Here is a 17,809-nt window from a genome sequence, read left to right as displayed (position 1 = left end):
GAAGCGCTGACGAAACGCCATCGGGAGACGCTCATGAACGCATCATCCCTCGACGCGCAGGACTCGAACCATGTCCCGATCGCGCCGCGCGTGCAGAAGATCGTCGTTGCGATACACGGCATCGGCAATCAGTTGCATAGCGACACGGTGCGTTCGGTAGCGAGCCAGTTCGGCGCGCGCTACGACCCGCCGCTGCCCGTCATGCCGCTCGGCTATTTCGACATTGCGGGCGTCGGCGAAGTCGATGTACGCCAGCTCGATCTGCCATCTGGCGGCCCCTACACCCCCGAGCAACGCGATTTCTATTCCGCACTCGGTTTCGCCGAAGTGTACTGGGCCGACATTCCGCGCGAAGTCGTGAAGCAGGACGACACGCTCGAAGAAAGCAAGGCGTGGGGACTCTCGATCGTGAGCCGCGCGCAAGCCGCCTACATGCTCAACGTCGACGAGCGCAAACTCGAACCTGCCGATTTCTCGCTCGCATCGGGCGTCGTCGAGGAAGTCGTCGAGACAGTAGCCGTCATGCAGAGTCTGCTCGCAGTGGCAGAGAAGGCCGGCATCTTCAAGTTCGATCTCGCGCCCATGCTGCGCGACTATGTCGGCGACGTGCAGCTCGTCGCGGATTTCAGGCAGCATCGCGACACCATCGTCTTTCGCTTTCATCGCGTGATGGAGCGGCTCGTCGCGCTCGTGACCGAACGCTGTCAATGCCCGCCCGAGGTGTATATCGTCGCGCATAGTGAAGGGACGGTAATCAGCTTTCTCGGCATCCTTCAGGCGCTGGCCACGCCGACCGTGAACGATCCAAAGGACGGCAAACAGATCATCAGCACGGAGTGGGTGCAAAGCCTGCGCGGCTTCATGACCATCGGCTCGCCCATCGACAAGCACATTCTGCTGTGGCCGAAACTCTGGGAAGGCATGACGCTGACAAGCGAAATGCAGGGCGATGCCGTCGCGCAAATCGAACGTCCCGGCGGTCCCGTCACGTTGCCCTCGCGCATCAAGTGGCGCAACTATTACGATTTCGGCGATCCCGTCGGCTTCGCGCTCGATACGGCGCGCACCTTCCTCGATCAACACGGTTGCAAGGCATTCGAATTCGAGCCGGCGCATGACATCGGCTTCTCGCGCTACTGGCTGCCGGGCAAGGCGCACACGGATTACTGGACCGATGGCGACGTCTTCGGCCACTTCATCGAAAACGTCGTGCTCGATAGAACGACCGCAAAAGCCCCGCAGAACAGGCCTTTTCGCGGCATCGTCAGCACGGCGATTCCTTACTTGCTGAGTTTCGTGCTGCATCTTCTCGCCGTGTTCTTCATCTACAAGGCCGTCACGGCTTCGTCCGATTCGGGCGCGGGCGGAACCAGCACCGCGCCCGAGTTCATCTATCTCACGCGCTCGGTGTTCGCGCTCGCGTGTCTGCTGATGGGCACGACGGTCGCGGCGCGCATTCCGCGTCTCGTGAAGGCGCGAGGTGCGAAGCGCACGGGCGCGTGGCTGCGCTGGCGCGTCGTGGCGCTGCTCGCCTTCGTCGCGGGCGCGTCGATCTTCTGGCTCGTGTTGCTCAGCGGCGTGGCCGCATTTCTCGCGAGCCCGTTCGCGGATCTGCTGCATCGCGATGACGCTGATCCCGTCGTCGGCAAAGCGGTCTTCGTGCTGGCCGGACTCGTGTGCGCGGTAAGCGGCTGGCTCGCGCCACGCAAACCGCGTATTGGCCGCCGTGTGCTCGTCGCCCTCGGCACCGTGATGATGACGTTGATCGTCGGCGTGAGGTTATGGGGCGATCTGGCAGGCAAGCCGATATGGCCCGTCGTGCTCGGTGGCGCGTTCTTTCTCTATGCGTGGTGGCTCGCGATTCTGATCTTCGATCTCGCGTTCGTGTGGCATCGCTATGTGCGCAATTCCGTCGCGCTCGATACGCTGCGCTCGTGGCGTGAGGATCGATGCGATGCAAAGCCCAGGCCCATCATGTCGATGCGCACGAAAACCGCGAACAAGTGATGCGCACTCAGCCATGCAGCACGAGTTTCTGTACGCGCCAGTTGAGCAACTCCGCGACGAACAACGTATTCTCCGCCGGACACGCCATCTCATGAATCCACCCGAATTGCTTCAACTGCTTGCCCGAGCGCCCGAGCATGCCAAGCAATTTTCCATCGAGCGATAACTTGTAGATGCGCCCGGGAAACGCATCGGCGGAATACAGCACCTGATTCGGACCCGGCGAAATGCAGATCGCCCACGGCGAACCGGGCGCGAACGTACCCGCTGCGATCGCGGCTTCATCGGGCATGTTGCCGATAGCCGGGCGCGCATCCGGTGGCACGGGCACGTCGATCGTGAATTGCCGCTGAAAGTTTCCTTCGCCGTCGAAGACCTGAATGCGCCGGTTGCTGCGATCCGCGACATAGACCATGCCGTTCGCATCGACGGCAATGCTGTGCGGCGTATGGAACTGCCCCGGCCCCTTGCCGCGCTCGCCCCATGACTTGAGCCAGTTGCCGTCCTTGTCCACTTTCGCGACGCGCGAATTGATGTAACCGTCGCTGATGTAGGTATTGCCGGCCGCGTCCCATGCGACATCGGTCACCTGACGGAAACGCCCGGGCTCCGATGGCAACGGTGGATTCGGATGCTTGAGCGGTGCGGTTTCTTCGTCGGATGCTTCCTGCTTGCGGCCGAACACCATCGCAACACGCCCTTCAGGCGTGAACTTGATGATCATGTCCGAGCCCTTGTCGGTGACCCAGACGTTATCCTGCCGGTCCACCTTGACCGTATGCGCGAATGACCACGCATAAAGGTTATGCCCGATCTCGCGCACGAAGCGTCCATTGCGGTCGAATTCGAGCAATTGGGCCGCGGCCGCGCCATATGCTGGCCCAATACTATTGCCGCGCGAGAGCACGAAGACATGTCCCGCCGAATTGAGCGCGACGCCGGAGCATTCGCCGAAGTACACATCGCGCGGCAGTTGCACAGGATCGGGAACGGAATCGTAGGAAATGGACGGCACGTCGTTATCGGCGTACGCGAGATGCGGAAACAGCGCGAGCGCGGCGGCGCCCTGACCCGCGAGCGCCAGAAAGCGGCGGCGGCTTGCAGCGCCCGGCGTCGTGTCGCAACATGGGCAGTACATCGAGTGGCGAAGACTCACTGTGACCCTCCTCTCGTTCGAAACGCGAGGAAAAGTGTAGTGCATGAATCGCATCATTCACATGCGCATGTTCTCAACGCTTTCAACAATGAAAGGACATCATGACCGAAGCGTGGCAATACCAGGTTCGAATCCGGCTTGCGCCCGAGTACGCCGACATGGCGCGTCGAGACCCGGCAAACGAAAAGCTCGCCTCCATCAACGCACTGCTGATCCGGCACGACGCCCAATTGCAATGCCAGTACGACGCCTTCGCCGATTACGTGGCGCACGCGGAGCGCGATGGCATCGAGCACTATCCGCTGTATCGATGGACACGCGAGACCATCGAAAATCCCGCGAAAAAAGCGAAATATCTGCAGGCATTCACGCTCTATGTGAATGGCGACGAAGTCTATGACAAGCCACTTGCCGATGCGCTCGAAGCCGCACTCCGCAATCTCGCGAGCGTTGCGATCACCGATATCCGCACGTTCGACACGAACCCCGCGCACAATCCGCAACCGCCTTCGTATAACAATTCATGAGGTTGACGTCGTGAATCGATCACGTTAAGGTTTGGTAAATCAACCAAAACACGGATCGCGCCCCGTGCAGGATCGTCGACAAACCATACTCGAAGCCGCCCTCGCCACATTGCGCGAGGAAGGTTATTCGGGCTTCACGCAACCGCGCGTCGCTGCGCGCGCGGGCGTGCGTCAGAGTCACCTCACCTATTACTTCCCGACACGTCTCGCCTTGATCGAAGCCGTCGCGCGCGCCGCGATCGACGGTCAGCTCGCCGCCGTCGATGCCTTCGTGGGTGAAGCGTCGCCCAAGGTCACCGCGGCATCGATCGCCAATGTCGCGATGCGCCACGAAAACACGCGCATCCTGATGGCGCTCGCGCAAGCCGCCGACGAAGAGCCGACCATCCGCAGTCTCTTTCGCGAACTCGCCGATGGCATCGCGGTTCGCATCACGCGCATGCTCGAAGCAATGGGCCTCGCCGTCACGAAGGAACACGTGTCGATGGTGCACGCGCTCGTCGTCGGTCTCGCGGTCATCGATCTCGCGGTCGGGCGCACGGACGGCAAGCGTCGCGCGAGCACGTCCATCGAAATCCTGTTTTCGCTGCTGCCGCCCGCCGAATCGCAAGCGTCGTGAGCGCTGCGCTCAGGCCTTGCGCGCGTCGAGCCATTCGACGATATTGCGCACCGTATCGCCATAAAACGTGCGATACAGTTCTTCCGATACATACCCGATATGCGGCGTCGCAAGCACGTTCGGCAGCGCGCGCAGCGGGTCGTTCGCGGCGAGCGGCTCTTCATCGTAGACGTCGAGGGCCGCGCCCGCGAGCCTGTGCGATTGCAATGCAGCGACGAGCGCATCACGATCGACGAGCGGCCCGCGTGACGTGTTCACGAGACGGCTCGTCGGCTTCATCTGCGCGAGTTCCTTCGCGCCGACGAGATGATGCGTGCGCTCGCTCAGCCGCAAGTGAATCGAGAGCACGTCGGAGGTCGTGAAGAGCGTGTCCTTGTCGACGAGCTGCACGCCTTTTTCTTCCGCGCGCTCGCGCGTGAGGTTCTGACTCCACGCGATCACGTTCATGCGAAACGCGCGACCGATCACGCCGACCGCCGATCCCACGCGCCCAAGACCGAGCAGGCCGAGCGTCTTGCCCGCGAGTTCGGTGCCGAGCGCGGTCTGCCAGCCGCCCTCCTTGAGCGAGCGGTTTTCGGCGGCGATGTTGCGCGTCATCGCGAGAATCAGCGCCCATGTGAATTCGATCGTCGGCGTGGACTGATAGCCCGTATGCCGCACGTCGACGCCGCGCTCGGCCGCGGCCTTCAGATCGATCGATGCATTGGCCGCGCCCGTCGACGCGATCAGCTTCAGATTCGGCAGATGCTCGATGACGTCGCGCGAGAACGGCGTGCGCTCGCGCATCGCGCAGACGACGTCGAACGGGCGCAGGCGTTCGAGCAGCGCGCCGCGCTCGGCGATGTGATCATTGAATACGGCGATCTCGGCGCGTGAGTCGAGCGGCGACCAGTCGGCCATGGAAAGCGCGACGTTCTGATAGTCGTCGAGGACGGCGACTTTGATCGGATTGGATGTGGCCATAGCGATTTCGATTGTTGTGACGAATGGGATTGAACGGCAGCAGCCAGTGTGACGCAATGCGCGAATTCATGTCGCGCGCGGCAGTGACCAGGGCTGGCGAAATCCCGCAAAGCCTTGCTGCGCAAGCCCTCGACTCATGACATAGGGTGAAACAAGTTACGGCGGGACTTCGCGCGACCCTTTCTTTATAGTCACTTCCGTCGCCACTCGAAACGCAACGTGGCCTAAGGAACCGAGAAGGACATCCCGTGAAAAACAGATCGACTTTCGCTTCAAACGTCCGCGTTGCGCCCGCCTCCGACGCAACGCCGGCCAGGCGCCGCGCGCGGCATCTGCTCCTCGTCGCGGCAGCCGCCGCCCTCACGCTCTGCAGCAGCTCGGCCTTCGCCGGCTGGGCGCGCGGCGGCACGGCCTACACCGGCCGCGGCGAATATCAGGGCGCGCACGCAGGCTCCTGCGGCGGCGGCAGTTGCTCACATGCGGGCGGTGTCGAAAATCCGTGGGGCCGCGTCGCCACCAACTCGGGCACCGTGACGCGCACCGCGCCCGGCCAGTTCTCCAACTCGGGCACCGCCTACGGTCCCAACGGACGCTCGGTGCAGCACGCAGGCGATACGAGTTGCGCCGGCGGCAGTTGCTCGCACACCGGCAGCGCGACAGGCCCGAACGGCAAGACGGCGACCGGCAGCGATACCGTGACACGCACGGCGCCGGGCCAATACACATCGTCGGGCGCGGTGACGGGGCCGAACGGCAACACGTCGACGCACTCGGCATCGACGAACTGCGCGGGCTATACGTGCAACCGCTCCGGCACCGTCAACACGGCGAACGGCGGCACGGTCACACATGCGGGCAGCGCGACGAGCGTCGCGCCGGGCGTCGTCACCACGTCCGGCTCCGCGACGGTCACCAACGGCTCGCACAGCACGACGGTCGTCGGTGGCGGCACGGTTACCTCGAGCACGACGGTAGTTGCGACCGCGCCGGTCGTCACCGGAACGACGATCGTGGCCACGCCGGTGGTCGTGCCGCCGCCCCCGCCGCCGACGACGACCGTGGTGGTCGCGCCGCCCCCGCCTTCGTCGACGGTCGTGGTCACGCCGCCCCCGCCGCCGCCCGCGAAGACCGTGTACGTCGCGCCGCCGGTGAAGACGGTCTACGTCGTGCCGCCTCCGCCGCCGGTCAAGACCGTGTATGTCGTGCCGCGTCGCGCGATCTGGATTCCGGGCCACTTCGTCGGCGCCGTCTGGGTCCCCGCACACTGGGCATGAACCGGTAACACCGCACACCGAAGGCCGGCCGCATGCGCGCCGGCCTTGTCGTTTTATGCGCGTACCGCGCTACACTGCGAGTCAACGCCGCTTCCGACACCGACACGACATGCTCCATGTCTTTCCTTTCCGCCCTTGACGAGGCATCGGATGAAGCGCCCGCATCTGCCTCGCGATCATGCGAAAGGCGTCCTGCACGACATCACGTGGACGGCCGGTCCGGTCGTGCTGGTCATTGCGATCATCGTCGCACTCGTCTACTGGCTCGTCGATCCCGCGCCGCCCAAAACCATCACGATGAGCACGGGTCAGCCCGACAGCTCGTTCTACGTCATCTCGCAGGAATACGCGAAGATCCTCGCGCGCAACGGCATCACGCTGAAGGTGCTGCCGTCGGACGGCTCCGTGCAGAATCTCGAACGTCTGCTCGATCCGAAACAGCACGTCGATCTCGCGCTCGTGCAGGGCGGCATCGCGACGCGCGAAGAGGCATCGAAGCTGATGTCGCTCGGCAGCGTGTCGTATGTGCCGCTCGTCGTGTTCTATCGCGGCAAGGGACTCACGTTGCTGTCGCAACTCGAAGGCAAGCGCATCGCGATAGGCCGCGAAGGCAGCGGCACGCGCATGCTGTCGCTCAAGCTGCTGGACGCGAACGGCATTCATGCGGGCGGGGACACGCAGCTTCTGCCGACCGATGGCCTGCAAGCCGCCACCCAACTCGTCAGCAATGAAGCCGATGCAGTGTTCCTCTCCGGCGATTCCGCCACGCGCGGCCTGATGTTGCGGCTCTTGCGCGTGCCCGGCGTCTCGGTGATGGATTTCAAGGAAGCGCGCGCCTATACGCGTCTTTTCCCTTATCTCGACGAAATCGAACTGCCGCCCGGCGTGCTCGATCTGGGCCGGCGCATTCCGCCTGAGACCGTGCATCTGATCAGCCCGACCGTGGAACTCGTCGCGCGGCAGAGCCTGCATCCGGCGCTATCCGATCTGCTGATCGAGGCCGCGCAGGAAGTACACGGTACGGCCGGCCTGCTGCAGCGTGCGGGGCAATTCCCGAGCGCCACCGCGCATGAGTTTCCGATCAGCGAGGACGCGAGCCGTTATTACCGTTCGGGCAAAAGCTTCCTGTATCGCGCGTTGCCGTTCTGGCTCGCGAACATCGCGGACCGCGCGCTCGTGTTGCTGCTGCCCATCGCGGTGCTGGTCTTTCCGGCGCTGCGGCTCGTGCCCGCGCTCTATCGATGGCGCGTGCGCTCGCGCATCTATCGCTATTACGGTGCGCTGATCGCGGTGGAACGTAGCGCGATGCGCGTCAACACCGATGACGAGCGGCGCGCGTTGCAGGTCGAACTCGATTACATCGAGGAATCGCTCGACACGCTCAGACTGCCGCTTGCCCATGCCGATGCGCTCTATGTTTTACGCGAGCATGTCAGCTTCGTGCGAGCGCGTCTGAGCGAAGGGACGCGACGCGAAAAGAGCATGATCTAGCCGAGGGCACGCGATGAAACTGCGCACATGGTTCGCCGTTACGCTGACGCTGATGATGACGGCTTGCGCCAGCCTTCCACCGCAAACGGGACGCATGGAAACCCACGCCCTGACCGATACGGCGAACACGCGCCTCGGCGCTTCTTTCGTCGCAAGCGAAGCTGCGCATCCAGGCGACAACGCGTTTCACCTGCTGTCCAACGGCATGGACGCGCTCATCGCCCGCGTGATTCTCAGTGAGAACGCCCAGCGCACGCTCGATCTTCAATACTACATCTGGCACGACGATCTGACGGGCCGCGAAATGGCCGCCTCGGTCATGCGCGCCGCCGATCGCGGCGTGCGCGTGCGTCTTCTGCTCGACGATCTCGGCACGAATGCCGATGACCAGTTCCTGCTCGCGCTCGCCTCGCATCCGAACGTACAGGTGCGGCTGTTCAATCCCGTGGCGAACCGCACGTTCAAGAAGCTCGGTTCCGCGGCCGAATTCTTTCGCGTGAATCGGCGCATGCACAACAAAGCGCTCATCGCGGACAACCAGGCCGCGATTCTCGGCGGACGCAATATCGGCGATGAATACTTCGGTGCATCGAGCACGGTTGCATTCGGCGACCTCGATGTGCTCGTGCATGGTCCTGTCGTGCGTGAAGTATCCAGCGCCTTCGATATGTACTGGAACTCGGACGCGGCCTATCCGATCGAGAACCTGATGCGGCATCAGGCCGATCCCGGCGCGCTCGCAGGTTATCGCGAGAAGATCGATGCATATCTTTTGTCGGAGCAGCATTCGCCTTATGTCGCACAAGTGCGTGAGCGTCTCGCCAATGTGATTCAACAGCACGACACTCAATTCTCGTGGGGCAAGGCGATCCTGCTTTACGACGATCCCGCGAAGATCACGCGCGCGCCGGATGACACCGAAGGCCATCTGATGTCGCAAATCAAGGCGTTGAACCTCGATCCCGACAAGGAAATGCTGATCGTGTCGCCCTACTTCGTGCCGCGCAAGGAAGGCGTGCAATGGCTGCGCTCGATGACATCGCGCGGCGTGCGCGTGACTGTGCTGACGAATTCGCTCGCAGCCACCGATGTCGCCGCCGTGCATGCGGGCTATCAGCGTTATCGCAAGGACATGCTCGAAGCGGGTGTGCGGCTGTATGAACTGAAGCCGGTCGCATCGGCCAATGACGACAAGAGCACGAAGAAGTCGACCTTCGGATCATCGAAGGCGTCGCTGCATGCGAAGACTTATGTATTCGACCGCAAGCGCATCTTCATCGGCTCGATGAATCTGGACCCGCGCTCCGTGCAGTTGAATACGGAAATCGGCGTGTATTGCGAGAGCGCGGATGCGGCTGTGGAAGTGGCGGATGGCATTGGCGCGAACATCGATCGTATTGCGTGGCGTGTCGAGTTACGCGAAGATGCCGGCGGTGGCACGCGCATGGTGTGGATCGATACCGATGCGAACGGCAACACGACCGAGCTCGATAGTGAGCCGGGCGTGTCTACGTGGAAGCGCGCGGGAATCTGGATGCTCGGAATTCTGCCGATCGAATCGCAGTTGTGATCCGCGCGCTTTCGTGTGCTCAATGCCGCTTCATTTGAAGCCGGAAACGGCGTGCGGCACATACGGCGCTTCGAGCTGTGCGATCTCTTCCGCCGTGAGATTCAAAGACAACGCCGCGACTGCATCGCTCAAATGATTCGGCTTCGATGCGCCGATGATCGGCGCGGTTACCGGTGCTTTCTGCGCCACCCATGCGAGCGCCACTTGCGCACGCGGCGCGCCACGCGCGTTCGCTACCGCCGCCACGGCTTCGACGACCGCGCGATCTGCATCGTCGGTGCGATACAGCGTGCTGCCGAACGTATCTGATTCCTGCCGCGCGCTCGTCGAATCCCAGTCACGCGTGAGACGTCCGCGCGCCAGCGGACTCCAGGGCAGCATACCGATGCCCTGGTCCTCGCAAAGCGGCATCATCTCGCGTTCTTCTTCGCGATACAGCAGATTCAAATGGTTCTGCATCGTCCGGAATTCAGTCCATCCATGCGCGCGCGACGTATAGAGCGCCTTGCTGAACTGCCACGCATACATCGACGACGCGCCGATATAACGCGCCTTGCCCGCCTTCACGACATCGTGCAGCGCTTCGAGCGTTTCCTCGATCGGCGTCCGGTAGTCCCAGCGATGAATCTGATACAGATCGACGTAATCGGTGCCCAGACGCTTCAGGCTGTTGTCTATCTCGTTGAAGATCGCCTTGCGCGAGAGCCCCATGCCATTTGGTCCGGGACGCATGCGATTGAAGACCTTCGTCGCGATCACGATGTCGTCGCGCTTCGTGAAGTCGCGCAATGCGCGTCCGACGATTTCCTCCGATGTGCCGTCGGAATAAGTATTGGCCGTATCGAAGAAATTGATTCCCGCTTCGAGCGCCTGTTTGATCAGAGGACGGCTCTTTTCCTCGTCGAGCGTCCACGGATGTGTGCCGCGATCGGGCACGCCGAAGGTCATGCAGCCAAGACAGAGCCGCGACACGTCGAGCCCGGTCGAGCCCAGTTTCACGTAATCCATCGTGTGAGTCTCCTTGCAAAACGAAAGGGCATGCGCGAGCGCGCGCGCATGAGCGGCGAAAGCTGAGACATTAACTCAGCATCGCGCTGCGCGCCTTTTCGAGAGATATCGGTAACGCAGGGAATCAGAGCGCCAGCACATTCACCGCGACATCCACATGATGCGCCCCGCCACCGAGAATCATCCCGCGTAACAGCGACACATCGCTGTAATCGCGTCCCGTCGCGAGCGTGACATGATCGAGATCGGCAAGCACATCATTGGTCGGATCGAGATCGATCCATCCGCTTTGCGGACAATGCACCGATACCCACGCATGCGAAGCATCCGCACCGATGAGCCGCGCATGCCCCGGCGGCGGATCGTTACGCAGATAGCCGCTCACATAGCGCGCCGGCAGCCCCAACGCGCGCAGGCAACCGATCATCACCTGCGAGAAGTCCTGACACACGCCATGACGCAATTCGAACGCACGCGATGCGGGCGTATCGACCGTAGTGGCCGACGGCCGATACTCGAAGTCCTCGTGAATACGGTGCATCAGATCGATCGCGCCCGCAACGAGCGGCGTATCCGCATCGAAACTCGCGCGCGCATAGTCGCGCAGTTCATGATCGACCGAAATATTCGGCGACGCATAACAGAACTCGCTTTCCGGATAGAACGGGCCGCCCGCACGATAGCGCAGCCGTTGCGCGACTTCCTCCCAGGGCGGCGTAGTGTCCGCGTCGAGCGTGCTCCAGCGCGGCGTGAGGCGCACCGTGGTTTCGCTCGTCATCGAGAGACGCTCGTGGGGCGCGTCGAGCGAGAAGTACAGCACGTCGTTGCCGAATGCATCGACACGGCTATGCACATACGACGGCACCGGCTCGATACGCTCCGTATGCGAGATGACCTGCTGCCACGGACAATGCAGCGGACGAATAGTCGCGAGATGCTGCGCGATCTCGACCGGCGTCGAATAGCGATAGGTCGTGCGATGCGTGACCGCGAGCACCGTATCGTTCAGACCGAGACTCATGACGACACCTGCGCGGCAAGCGTGTTCGCGTGGCTGAAATAGCGCGCGCTCACTTCATTCGATGCCGCGCCCACCGATGCGATGAGCCGGTCACAAAGTACGATCAGCGCATCATGACGGTCATCCTCGCCGGTTTCGCAGAGTGCGGTAAGGTCGGGCAACACATCAACGTGAACCAGCAGATCCGAGAAACGCATCGCCTGCGCGCGGCGCGTGCCGCCCGCTGCCGCCGCAATTTCGTCGAGCTTCGTGCGCAGGCGCGCATACACGCCATAGAGTCCGCGTGGATTGGTTTGATCCACGACGATCAGATCGATCAGGGCCGGCACTTCCAGCCTGCCCGGATAAAGCGATCGATACGTGAGCGTGCTGTCGAAGAGTTGCAGAAGCAGATCGAAGCCCGCGGGCGATGCAAGCGTGCCGCGCTCGGCGACCACGCGCAGAAACGCGGACATCGTCGCGACACGTTCGATATGCCTTCCGATGAACAATAGCCGCCACGCTTCGTCGCGCGTCATGCGGTCGCCCTGCGCACCGCTGATCGCGCAGAGTTGCGTCGCGAGATGTTCGAGCGCGCTCGTGAGCATCAGTCGATCGTAATCGCGGCCGATGCCCGTCGCGCCTTCGACGCCGGTATCGGCGAGCGCGTCGCGAAAGTCATTGCGGGACGCGAGAATCGTGCGCCAGTGATCCGTCGAAAGCCGGTCGCGTATTTCGCCGCATGCGCGCGCCTGATCCGCGAGATTGCCGCCGATGCTCGTCGCCCTGCTCGATTCCGGCAGTCCCGCGACGAGCGCGCGTTCGAACGCCTGCGGCGTGCTGCGCGCGAGCGTATCGACCTTCGGAATCAGTTCGCACTGCGAGGCAAGTTCGACCAGTGTCGGGAAGAGTTCTTCCGCGTCGCTGCCGTCGAGCATACCGAGCAGGAGCCGGCACAGCCGCACGTTGTTTTCCGCGCGCTCGCCGTATCGCCCTGCCCAGAAGAGGTTTTCTGCCGCACGGCTCGACACGGTGCGATGCTTGCGCAAGTCGCCCGGCTTCATCGGCGTGGGACGCAGCGAGACCGCGCCGCCGGGCTGGCTCGACATCACCCATGTATCGACGCTGCTGCCGCCGAACTGCATCGACACGGTCGCGCGCTTGTCGGCCGCGAGCCGCGTGAAGCCGCCGGGCATCACGCTCCAGCTTCCGTCGATGTTGGCGATGGCATAGGCGCGCAGCACGCACGGACGCGAGCCGAGCGCACCGTCATGAAAGCGCGGCGCCGTGGCAAACGGCAGATTCTCCTGCACCGTGAAGACATCCGGCGCGCGCTCGATGCGCTCGCGCCACGCCGCGATCTGCTGCACGCCTGCGTCGATGCCGGGCGCCTGATCGGCCTGCGCGCCGGGCCACGTCGGTGCAATCAGCGCGCTGTCGACATTGTCGAAGAGCTCGCGCCGCGCCGCCTCTTCGCCGCACCACCATGTCGGCACGGTCGGCAATTCGAGTGTTTCATCGAGCAGCGCCTGTGCTATACCCGGCAGGAACGCATTGAGCGCGGGCGATTCCGTGAAGCCCGCGCCCGGCACATTCGAGACCATCACGTTGCCCGCGCGCATCACCTGCAATAGTCCCGGCACGCCGATGCTCGAATCCGCGCGCAACTCGACGGGATCGCAGAACGCATCGTCGAGACGGCGCAATACCGCATGCACGCGCGACAAGCCGGCCAGCGTCTTGAGATAGAGCTTGTCGTGGCGCACCGTGAGATCCTTGCCTTCGACGAGCGTGACGCCCAGATAGCGCGCGAGAAACACATGCTCGAACCAGGTCTCGCTGAACGGACCAGGACTCAGCAACGCGATATGCGGCGCATCGTTCGCTGCATCGCCGCGGCCTCCCTCGTCATCGCGCATGGTCGCTCGCGCCGCTTGCGCAACGGTCGCGATCAGTTGCGAATAGGTCGCGGCGAGCCGGCTCACGCGCATCGCGCGAAACGGATCGGCGAACAGGCTTGCGACGATCAATCGATTTTCGAGCGCATAGCCCAGCCCCGAAGGCACCTCGGTGCGATGCGCAATGACCGTCCAAGCGCCCGACGGCGCACGCGCGAGATCCACCGCGACGATCTGCAGGAAGCGGCCGAAAGGCGGCATGAAGCCCTTCACCGCCCGCAGATAGCCGGGATGGCCGAACACGAGCGCGCCCGGCAAGAGCCCGCGATGCAGCAAGGTCTGCGGACCATAGACATCGGCGACGATCGCTTCCATCAGGCGCGCGCGCTGCGCGACGCCGCGTTCGATCAGCGCCCACTCTTCCTCGTCGATGATGAGCGGTAAAAGATCGAGCGACCACGCGCGCGGCTTGCCGTTATCGGCGTACACGTTGTAGGTGATGTCGTTGTCGCGCACCTGCTGCGCGACGGCGGCGACACCGTCATCGAGCCGCGCGATGCCCTGCTCGCCGAGCAGTTCGAAGAACTGGCGCCACGGCTCGCGCAACTGGCCGGACGCATCGCGCAGTTCGTCCCAATGCCCTTCGCGCGCCGGCAGCGTGCGCAGCAGCGCAAGCGCATCGACGCGTGACGCGGTGATATCGAAGGGCAAGCTCGATTGATAAGCCAATGTCGTCTCGGTTCTTTATTCGAATGATGATTGTCTTCAACGATAGCGCAGGTCGAGCGTGAACGGAAATTCGATGCTGCGTTCGCGGCCCTCGACCTCCATCGCGCCGGGCGTGTGACCCGTCGCGAAGAAGCGCGAGCGTCGACGGCTTTCCGCTTCATACGCGTTGACCGGGAAGGTCTGATAGTTGCGCCCGCCCGGATGCGCGACGTGATACTGGCATCCGCCGATCGCGCGCCCCGTCCATGTATCGACGATATCGAACGTGAGCGGCGCATGAGCGTCGATGGTCGGATGCAGCGAAGCCGCCTGCGACCACGCGCGAAAGCGCACGCCCGCGACGTATTCGCTCACGCGCCCGGTCGGCTGCAACGGCAACGCCCGGCCGTTCACCGTCACCACATGACGATTGCCGTTCAGCCCGAGCGCGCGCACTTCGAGGCGTTCGACGGACGAATCGACGAAACGCACGGTGCCGCCGATCGCGCCCTCTTCGCCCATCACATGCCACGGTTCCAGCGCGTGTCGCACGTTGAGCGCGATGCCGCTCGTTTCGTAAGCGCCGACGAGCGGGAAGCGGAACTCGAAGTGCGGCGCGAACCAGCTTCGTTCGAAGGCGAAGCCTGCCTCGCGCAATTCGGACAGCACGTCGTCGAAATCCATCTGCACGAAGGTGCCGAGCATGAAGCGGTCATGCAGCTCCGTGCCCCAGCGCGTGAGGCGGGCAGTGTATGGCGTCTCCCAGAACCGCGCGACGAGCGCGCGCAGCAGCAACTGTTGCACGAGACTCATGCGCGCATGCGGCGGCATTTCGAAGCCGCGCAGTTCGAGCAGACCCAGACGGCCCGTCGGTCCATCCGGCGAGTACAGCTTGTCGATGCAGAACTCCGCGCGATGCGTGTTGCCCGTCACGTCGATCAGGATGTTGCGCAGAATGCGGTCGATGAGCCATGGCGGCACGGTCGCATTGCCGCGCCCGCCCAGCAGATCGAGCTGACGCTGCAGTTCGCCGAACGCGATCTCCAGTTCATAGACCTGATCATTGCGCGCCTCGTCGACACGCGGCGCCTGGCTCGTCGGACCGATGAAGAGCCCCGAGAACAGCATCGACAGCGACGGATGGTTAAGCCAGTACGCGATCAGGCTCGCGAGCAGATCGGGGCGTCGCAGGAACGGGCTGTCCGCGGGCGTCGCGCCGCCGAGCACGAAATGATTGCCGCCGCCCGTGCCCGTGTGACGGCCATCGAGCATGAACTTCTCCGGGCTCAGATAAGACTCGTGGGCCGCGCCATAGAGAAACTCTGTGTGCTCGACGAGATCGCTCCAGTTCGCCGCCGGATGGATGTTCACTTCGATCACGCCGGGGTCGGGCGTGACTTGCAGCACCTTGAGACGCGCGTCGCGCGGCGGCGGATAACCTTCGACGATCACCGGAATCTGCAGATCGGCGGCGGTCGCTTCGACGGCTGTCAGCAGATCGAGATAGTCATCGAGTTCGGTGAGCGGCGGCATGAAGACATGCATGAGCTTGTTGCCCGTGCCGTGCTTCTCGCGGGCGTCGGCTTCCGCTTCGGGACCCGCCGCCCGCGCGGGGTCGCGCGCTTCCACGCACAGTGCGATCCGTGCGATCCAGCTCGCCGATTCGCCTCGCTCAGGCATACGCTCCCGCGATGCCGCCGTTCCCGCTGCGCCGGGCCGCGTTCCGCGCGTACCGGCATTTTGCATACGTGATTCAACATCCAGATCCGCATATTGCATGCGTAATTCAGTCCCGGTGCGCAACGGCGTGGACGGCGCGAACGGATCGTGCGCGTGCTGCCAAGGGTAATCGCCCTCCGACACCCACGGCAGCGAATCGAGCGGCACGCGGTAGCCCATCGGCGAATCGCCCGGAACCAGATACATGCGCTCGTCGCGGAAAAACCACGGCCCACTCACCCAGCGGCCTGGCTCCGCGCCGGCGCCCTCTTCGCGCGCGATCGGCAGCGCGTAGCCCGTCACGGATGACAGTCCCGCATCGAACACGCGGCGCAGACGTGCGCGTTCCAGTTCGTCACTGAGGCGCGAATCGAACGGATCGACGTTCACCGGCAAGCGGCGCTCGCGCCACAGGTAGTACCACGTGTCCTCGTATCCCGGTTGAATGTATTTTGAATCCAAGGACAGCTTGCCCGCGAGATGGCTGATGAAGCGCGCGGCGTCATCCGCCGTATACGACGCTGGCTGGCGCTCGTCCGCGAAAAGCGCCGGATCGTGCCAGCACGGCTCGCCGTCCGCGCGCCACAAGAGCGACAGCGCCCAGCGCGGCAACTGCTCGCCCGGATACCACTTGCCCTGCCCGATATGCAGAAAGCCGCCCGTGCCGTATTGCGCGCGCAGCTTGTCCATCAGCGATACGGCGTATGCGCGTTTGGTCGGGCCGAGCGCGTCGGTGTTCCATTCGGGCGCGTCGCGATCGCGCACCGCCACGTAGGTCGGTTCGCCGCCCATCGTGAGGCGCACGTCCGCTGCGACCAGTTGCGCATCCACCTGCTCGCCCATGCGCAGCACCGCGCTCCAGTCTTCCTCGCTGTAGGGCTTCGTGACGCGCGGCGTTTCGAGCACGCGCTGGATCGACATCGTGTGCTCGAATTCGACTTCGCACTTGTCGACCGCGCCGGAGACCGGCGCCGCGCTGTCCGGCTCCGGCGTGCATGCAACGGGTATGTGCCCCTCGCCCGCGAGCAGACCCGACGTCGGATCGAAGCCGACCCAGCCCGCACCCGGCAGAAACACCTCGCACCATGCGTGCAGATCGGTAAAGTCCACCTCGGTACCGCTCGGGCCGTCGAGCGATTTGGTGTCCGGCGCGAGTTGCAACAGATAACCGGACACGAAGCGCGCGGCGAGACCGAGATGGCGCAACGTTTCGACCAGCAGCCACCCCGAATCGCGGCACGAACCCGCCGCGCTTTCGAGCGTCTCCTCCGGCGTCTGCACGCCCGGCTCCATGCGAATCAGATAGCGGATCTCACTCGCAAGCCGCTGATTGAGCCCGACGAGAAAATCCATCGTGGCGAGCGGCGTTCTGTCGATGCTTTCGACGAATGCCGCAAAGCGCGGCGTCGGCTCGCGCTTGACCATGTAAGGCGCGAGATCGTGCAGCAACTCGGGCGCGTACGCGAACGGAAATTTTTCGGCAGAAGGTTCGAGAAAGAAATCGAACGGGTTATACACGGCCATCTCGGCGACGAGATCGATCGTCACCTTGAGTTCGCGCGTTTTCTCGGGAAACACGAGACGCGCCTGATAGTTAGCGAACGCGTCCTGCTGCCAGTTGATGAAGTGATCCTCGGGTTCGACGCGCATCGAATACGACACGATCGGCGTGCGGCAATGCGGCGCGGGCCGCAAGCGCACGACTTGCGGCGAAAGACCGACGAGCCGGTCATAGCGATAATGCGTGACATGGTTCAACGCGACACGAATGGACACTCCAGACTCCTTGTTCAGATGACGCCGTGCGCGCGACACGCGCTGCTATGTGATTCATGCCTGCCATGAAAATACCTTTCGTTCACGGCACGA

General features: G+C 63.5%; 12 protein-coding genes. 6 read left to right on the top strand and 6 right to left on the bottom strand.

Features of this window, described 5'->3' with window-relative positions:
* The first annotated feature begins 33 nt into the window (after positions 1-33).
* Positions 34-2,007, top strand: coding sequence for an MFS transporter (locus tag AWB80_RS04430; RefSeq protein WP_061173400.1), 1,974 nt, complete (start codon positions 34-36; stop codon positions 2,005-2,007).
* Positions 2,008-2,014: 7 nt separating this feature from the next.
* Here the strand turns inward: AWB80_RS04430 and AWB80_RS04425 are convergent, their stop codons facing one another.
* Entirely contained in the window at positions 2,015-3,163 is a 1,149-nt protein-coding gene (locus AWB80_RS04425; RefSeq protein WP_061173399.1) for a peptidyl-alpha-hydroxyglycine alpha-amidating lyase family protein, read from the bottom strand.
* A gap of 101 nt (positions 3,164-3,264) precedes the next feature.
* Here AWB80_RS04425 and AWB80_RS04420 point away from each other — a divergent pair, with 101 nt between their 5' ends.
* Entirely contained in the window at positions 3,265-3,690 is a 426-nt protein-coding gene (locus tag AWB80_RS04420; protein ID WP_061173398.1) for a hypothetical protein, read from the top strand.
* Between the two features lie 64 nt (positions 3,691-3,754).
* Positions 3,755-4,309 carry a TetR/AcrR family transcriptional regulator gene (locus AWB80_RS04415; RefSeq protein WP_061173397.1) on the top strand — a complete coding sequence of 185 codons (555 nt, stop codon included), beginning with the start codon at positions 3,755-3,757 and terminating at the stop codon, positions 4,307-4,309.
* Positions 4,310-4,318: 9 nt separating this feature from the next.
* Here AWB80_RS04415 and AWB80_RS04410 read toward each other — a convergent pair whose 3' ends face one another.
* Complete coding sequence (locus AWB80_RS04410) at positions 4,319-5,272, bottom strand: D-2-hydroxyacid dehydrogenase family protein (protein ID WP_061173396.1); 954 nt, start codon at positions 5,270-5,272, stop codon at positions 4,319-4,321.
* Between the two features lie 248 nt (positions 5,273-5,520).
* Here AWB80_RS04410 and AWB80_RS04405 point away from each other — a divergent pair, with 248 nt between their 5' ends.
* From AWB80_RS04405 to AWB80_RS04395, 3 genes are all read left to right on the top strand, one after another.
* Positions 5,521-6,546 (top strand): hypothetical protein, encoded by a 1,026-nt coding sequence (locus AWB80_RS04405; RefSeq protein ID WP_061173395.1) that lies wholly within the window; start codon positions 5,521-5,523, stop codon positions 6,544-6,546.
* Between the two features lie 150 nt (positions 6,547-6,696).
* A complete protein-coding gene (locus tag AWB80_RS04400) occupies positions 6,697-8,037 on the top strand; it encodes a TAXI family TRAP transporter solute-binding subunit (protein ID WP_061173394.1) in 1,341 nt (446 codons plus the stop codon).
* Positions 8,038-8,050: 13 nt separating this feature from the next.
* Positions 8,051-9,607 carry a phospholipase D family protein gene (locus AWB80_RS04395; protein ID WP_061173393.1) on the top strand — a complete coding sequence of 519 codons (1,557 nt, stop codon included), beginning with the start codon at positions 8,051-8,053 and terminating at the stop codon, positions 9,605-9,607.
* A 30-nt stretch (positions 9,608-9,637) separates the two neighbouring features.
* On the opposite strand, the gene AWB80_RS04390 is transcribed toward AWB80_RS04395, so the two are convergent.
* The 4 genes from AWB80_RS04390 to AWB80_RS04375 all read right to left on the bottom strand — a co-directional run bounded on the left by AWB80_RS04390 (position 9,638) and on the right by AWB80_RS04375 (position 17,716).
* Complete coding sequence (locus tag AWB80_RS04390; protein ID WP_061173392.1) at positions 9,638-10,615, bottom strand: aldo/keto reductase; 978 nt, start codon at positions 10,613-10,615, stop codon at positions 9,638-9,640.
* A gap of 124 nt (positions 10,616-10,739) precedes the next feature.
* Positions 10,740-11,636: a transglutaminase family protein gene (locus AWB80_RS04385; protein ID WP_087130967.1), complete on the bottom strand. Its 897-nt coding sequence runs from the start codon at positions 11,634-11,636 to the stop codon at positions 10,740-10,742.
* Positions 11,633-14,242 carry a circularly permuted type 2 ATP-grasp protein gene (locus AWB80_RS04380; RefSeq protein WP_061173391.1) on the bottom strand — a complete coding sequence of 870 codons (2,610 nt, stop codon included), beginning with the start codon at positions 14,240-14,242 and terminating at the stop codon, positions 11,633-11,635. Before AWB80_RS04380 ends, AWB80_RS04385 begins: the two co-directional genes overlap by 4 nt.
* 36 nt (positions 14,243-14,278) lie before the next feature.
* A complete protein-coding gene (locus tag AWB80_RS04375; RefSeq protein WP_061173553.1) occupies positions 14,279-17,716 on the bottom strand; it encodes a transglutaminase family protein in 3,438 nt (1,145 codons plus the stop codon).
* Positions 17,717-17,809: the final 93 nt, after the last annotated feature.

Origin of the sequence: Caballeronia pedi (assembly GCF_001544915.2) — a bacterium.
Classification (GTDB): domain Bacteria; phylum Pseudomonadota; class Gammaproteobacteria; order Burkholderiales; family Burkholderiaceae; genus Caballeronia; species Caballeronia pedi.
Note: the sequence above shows the minus strand (reverse complement) of the source record. Positions and strands in the feature narration are given on the sequence as shown.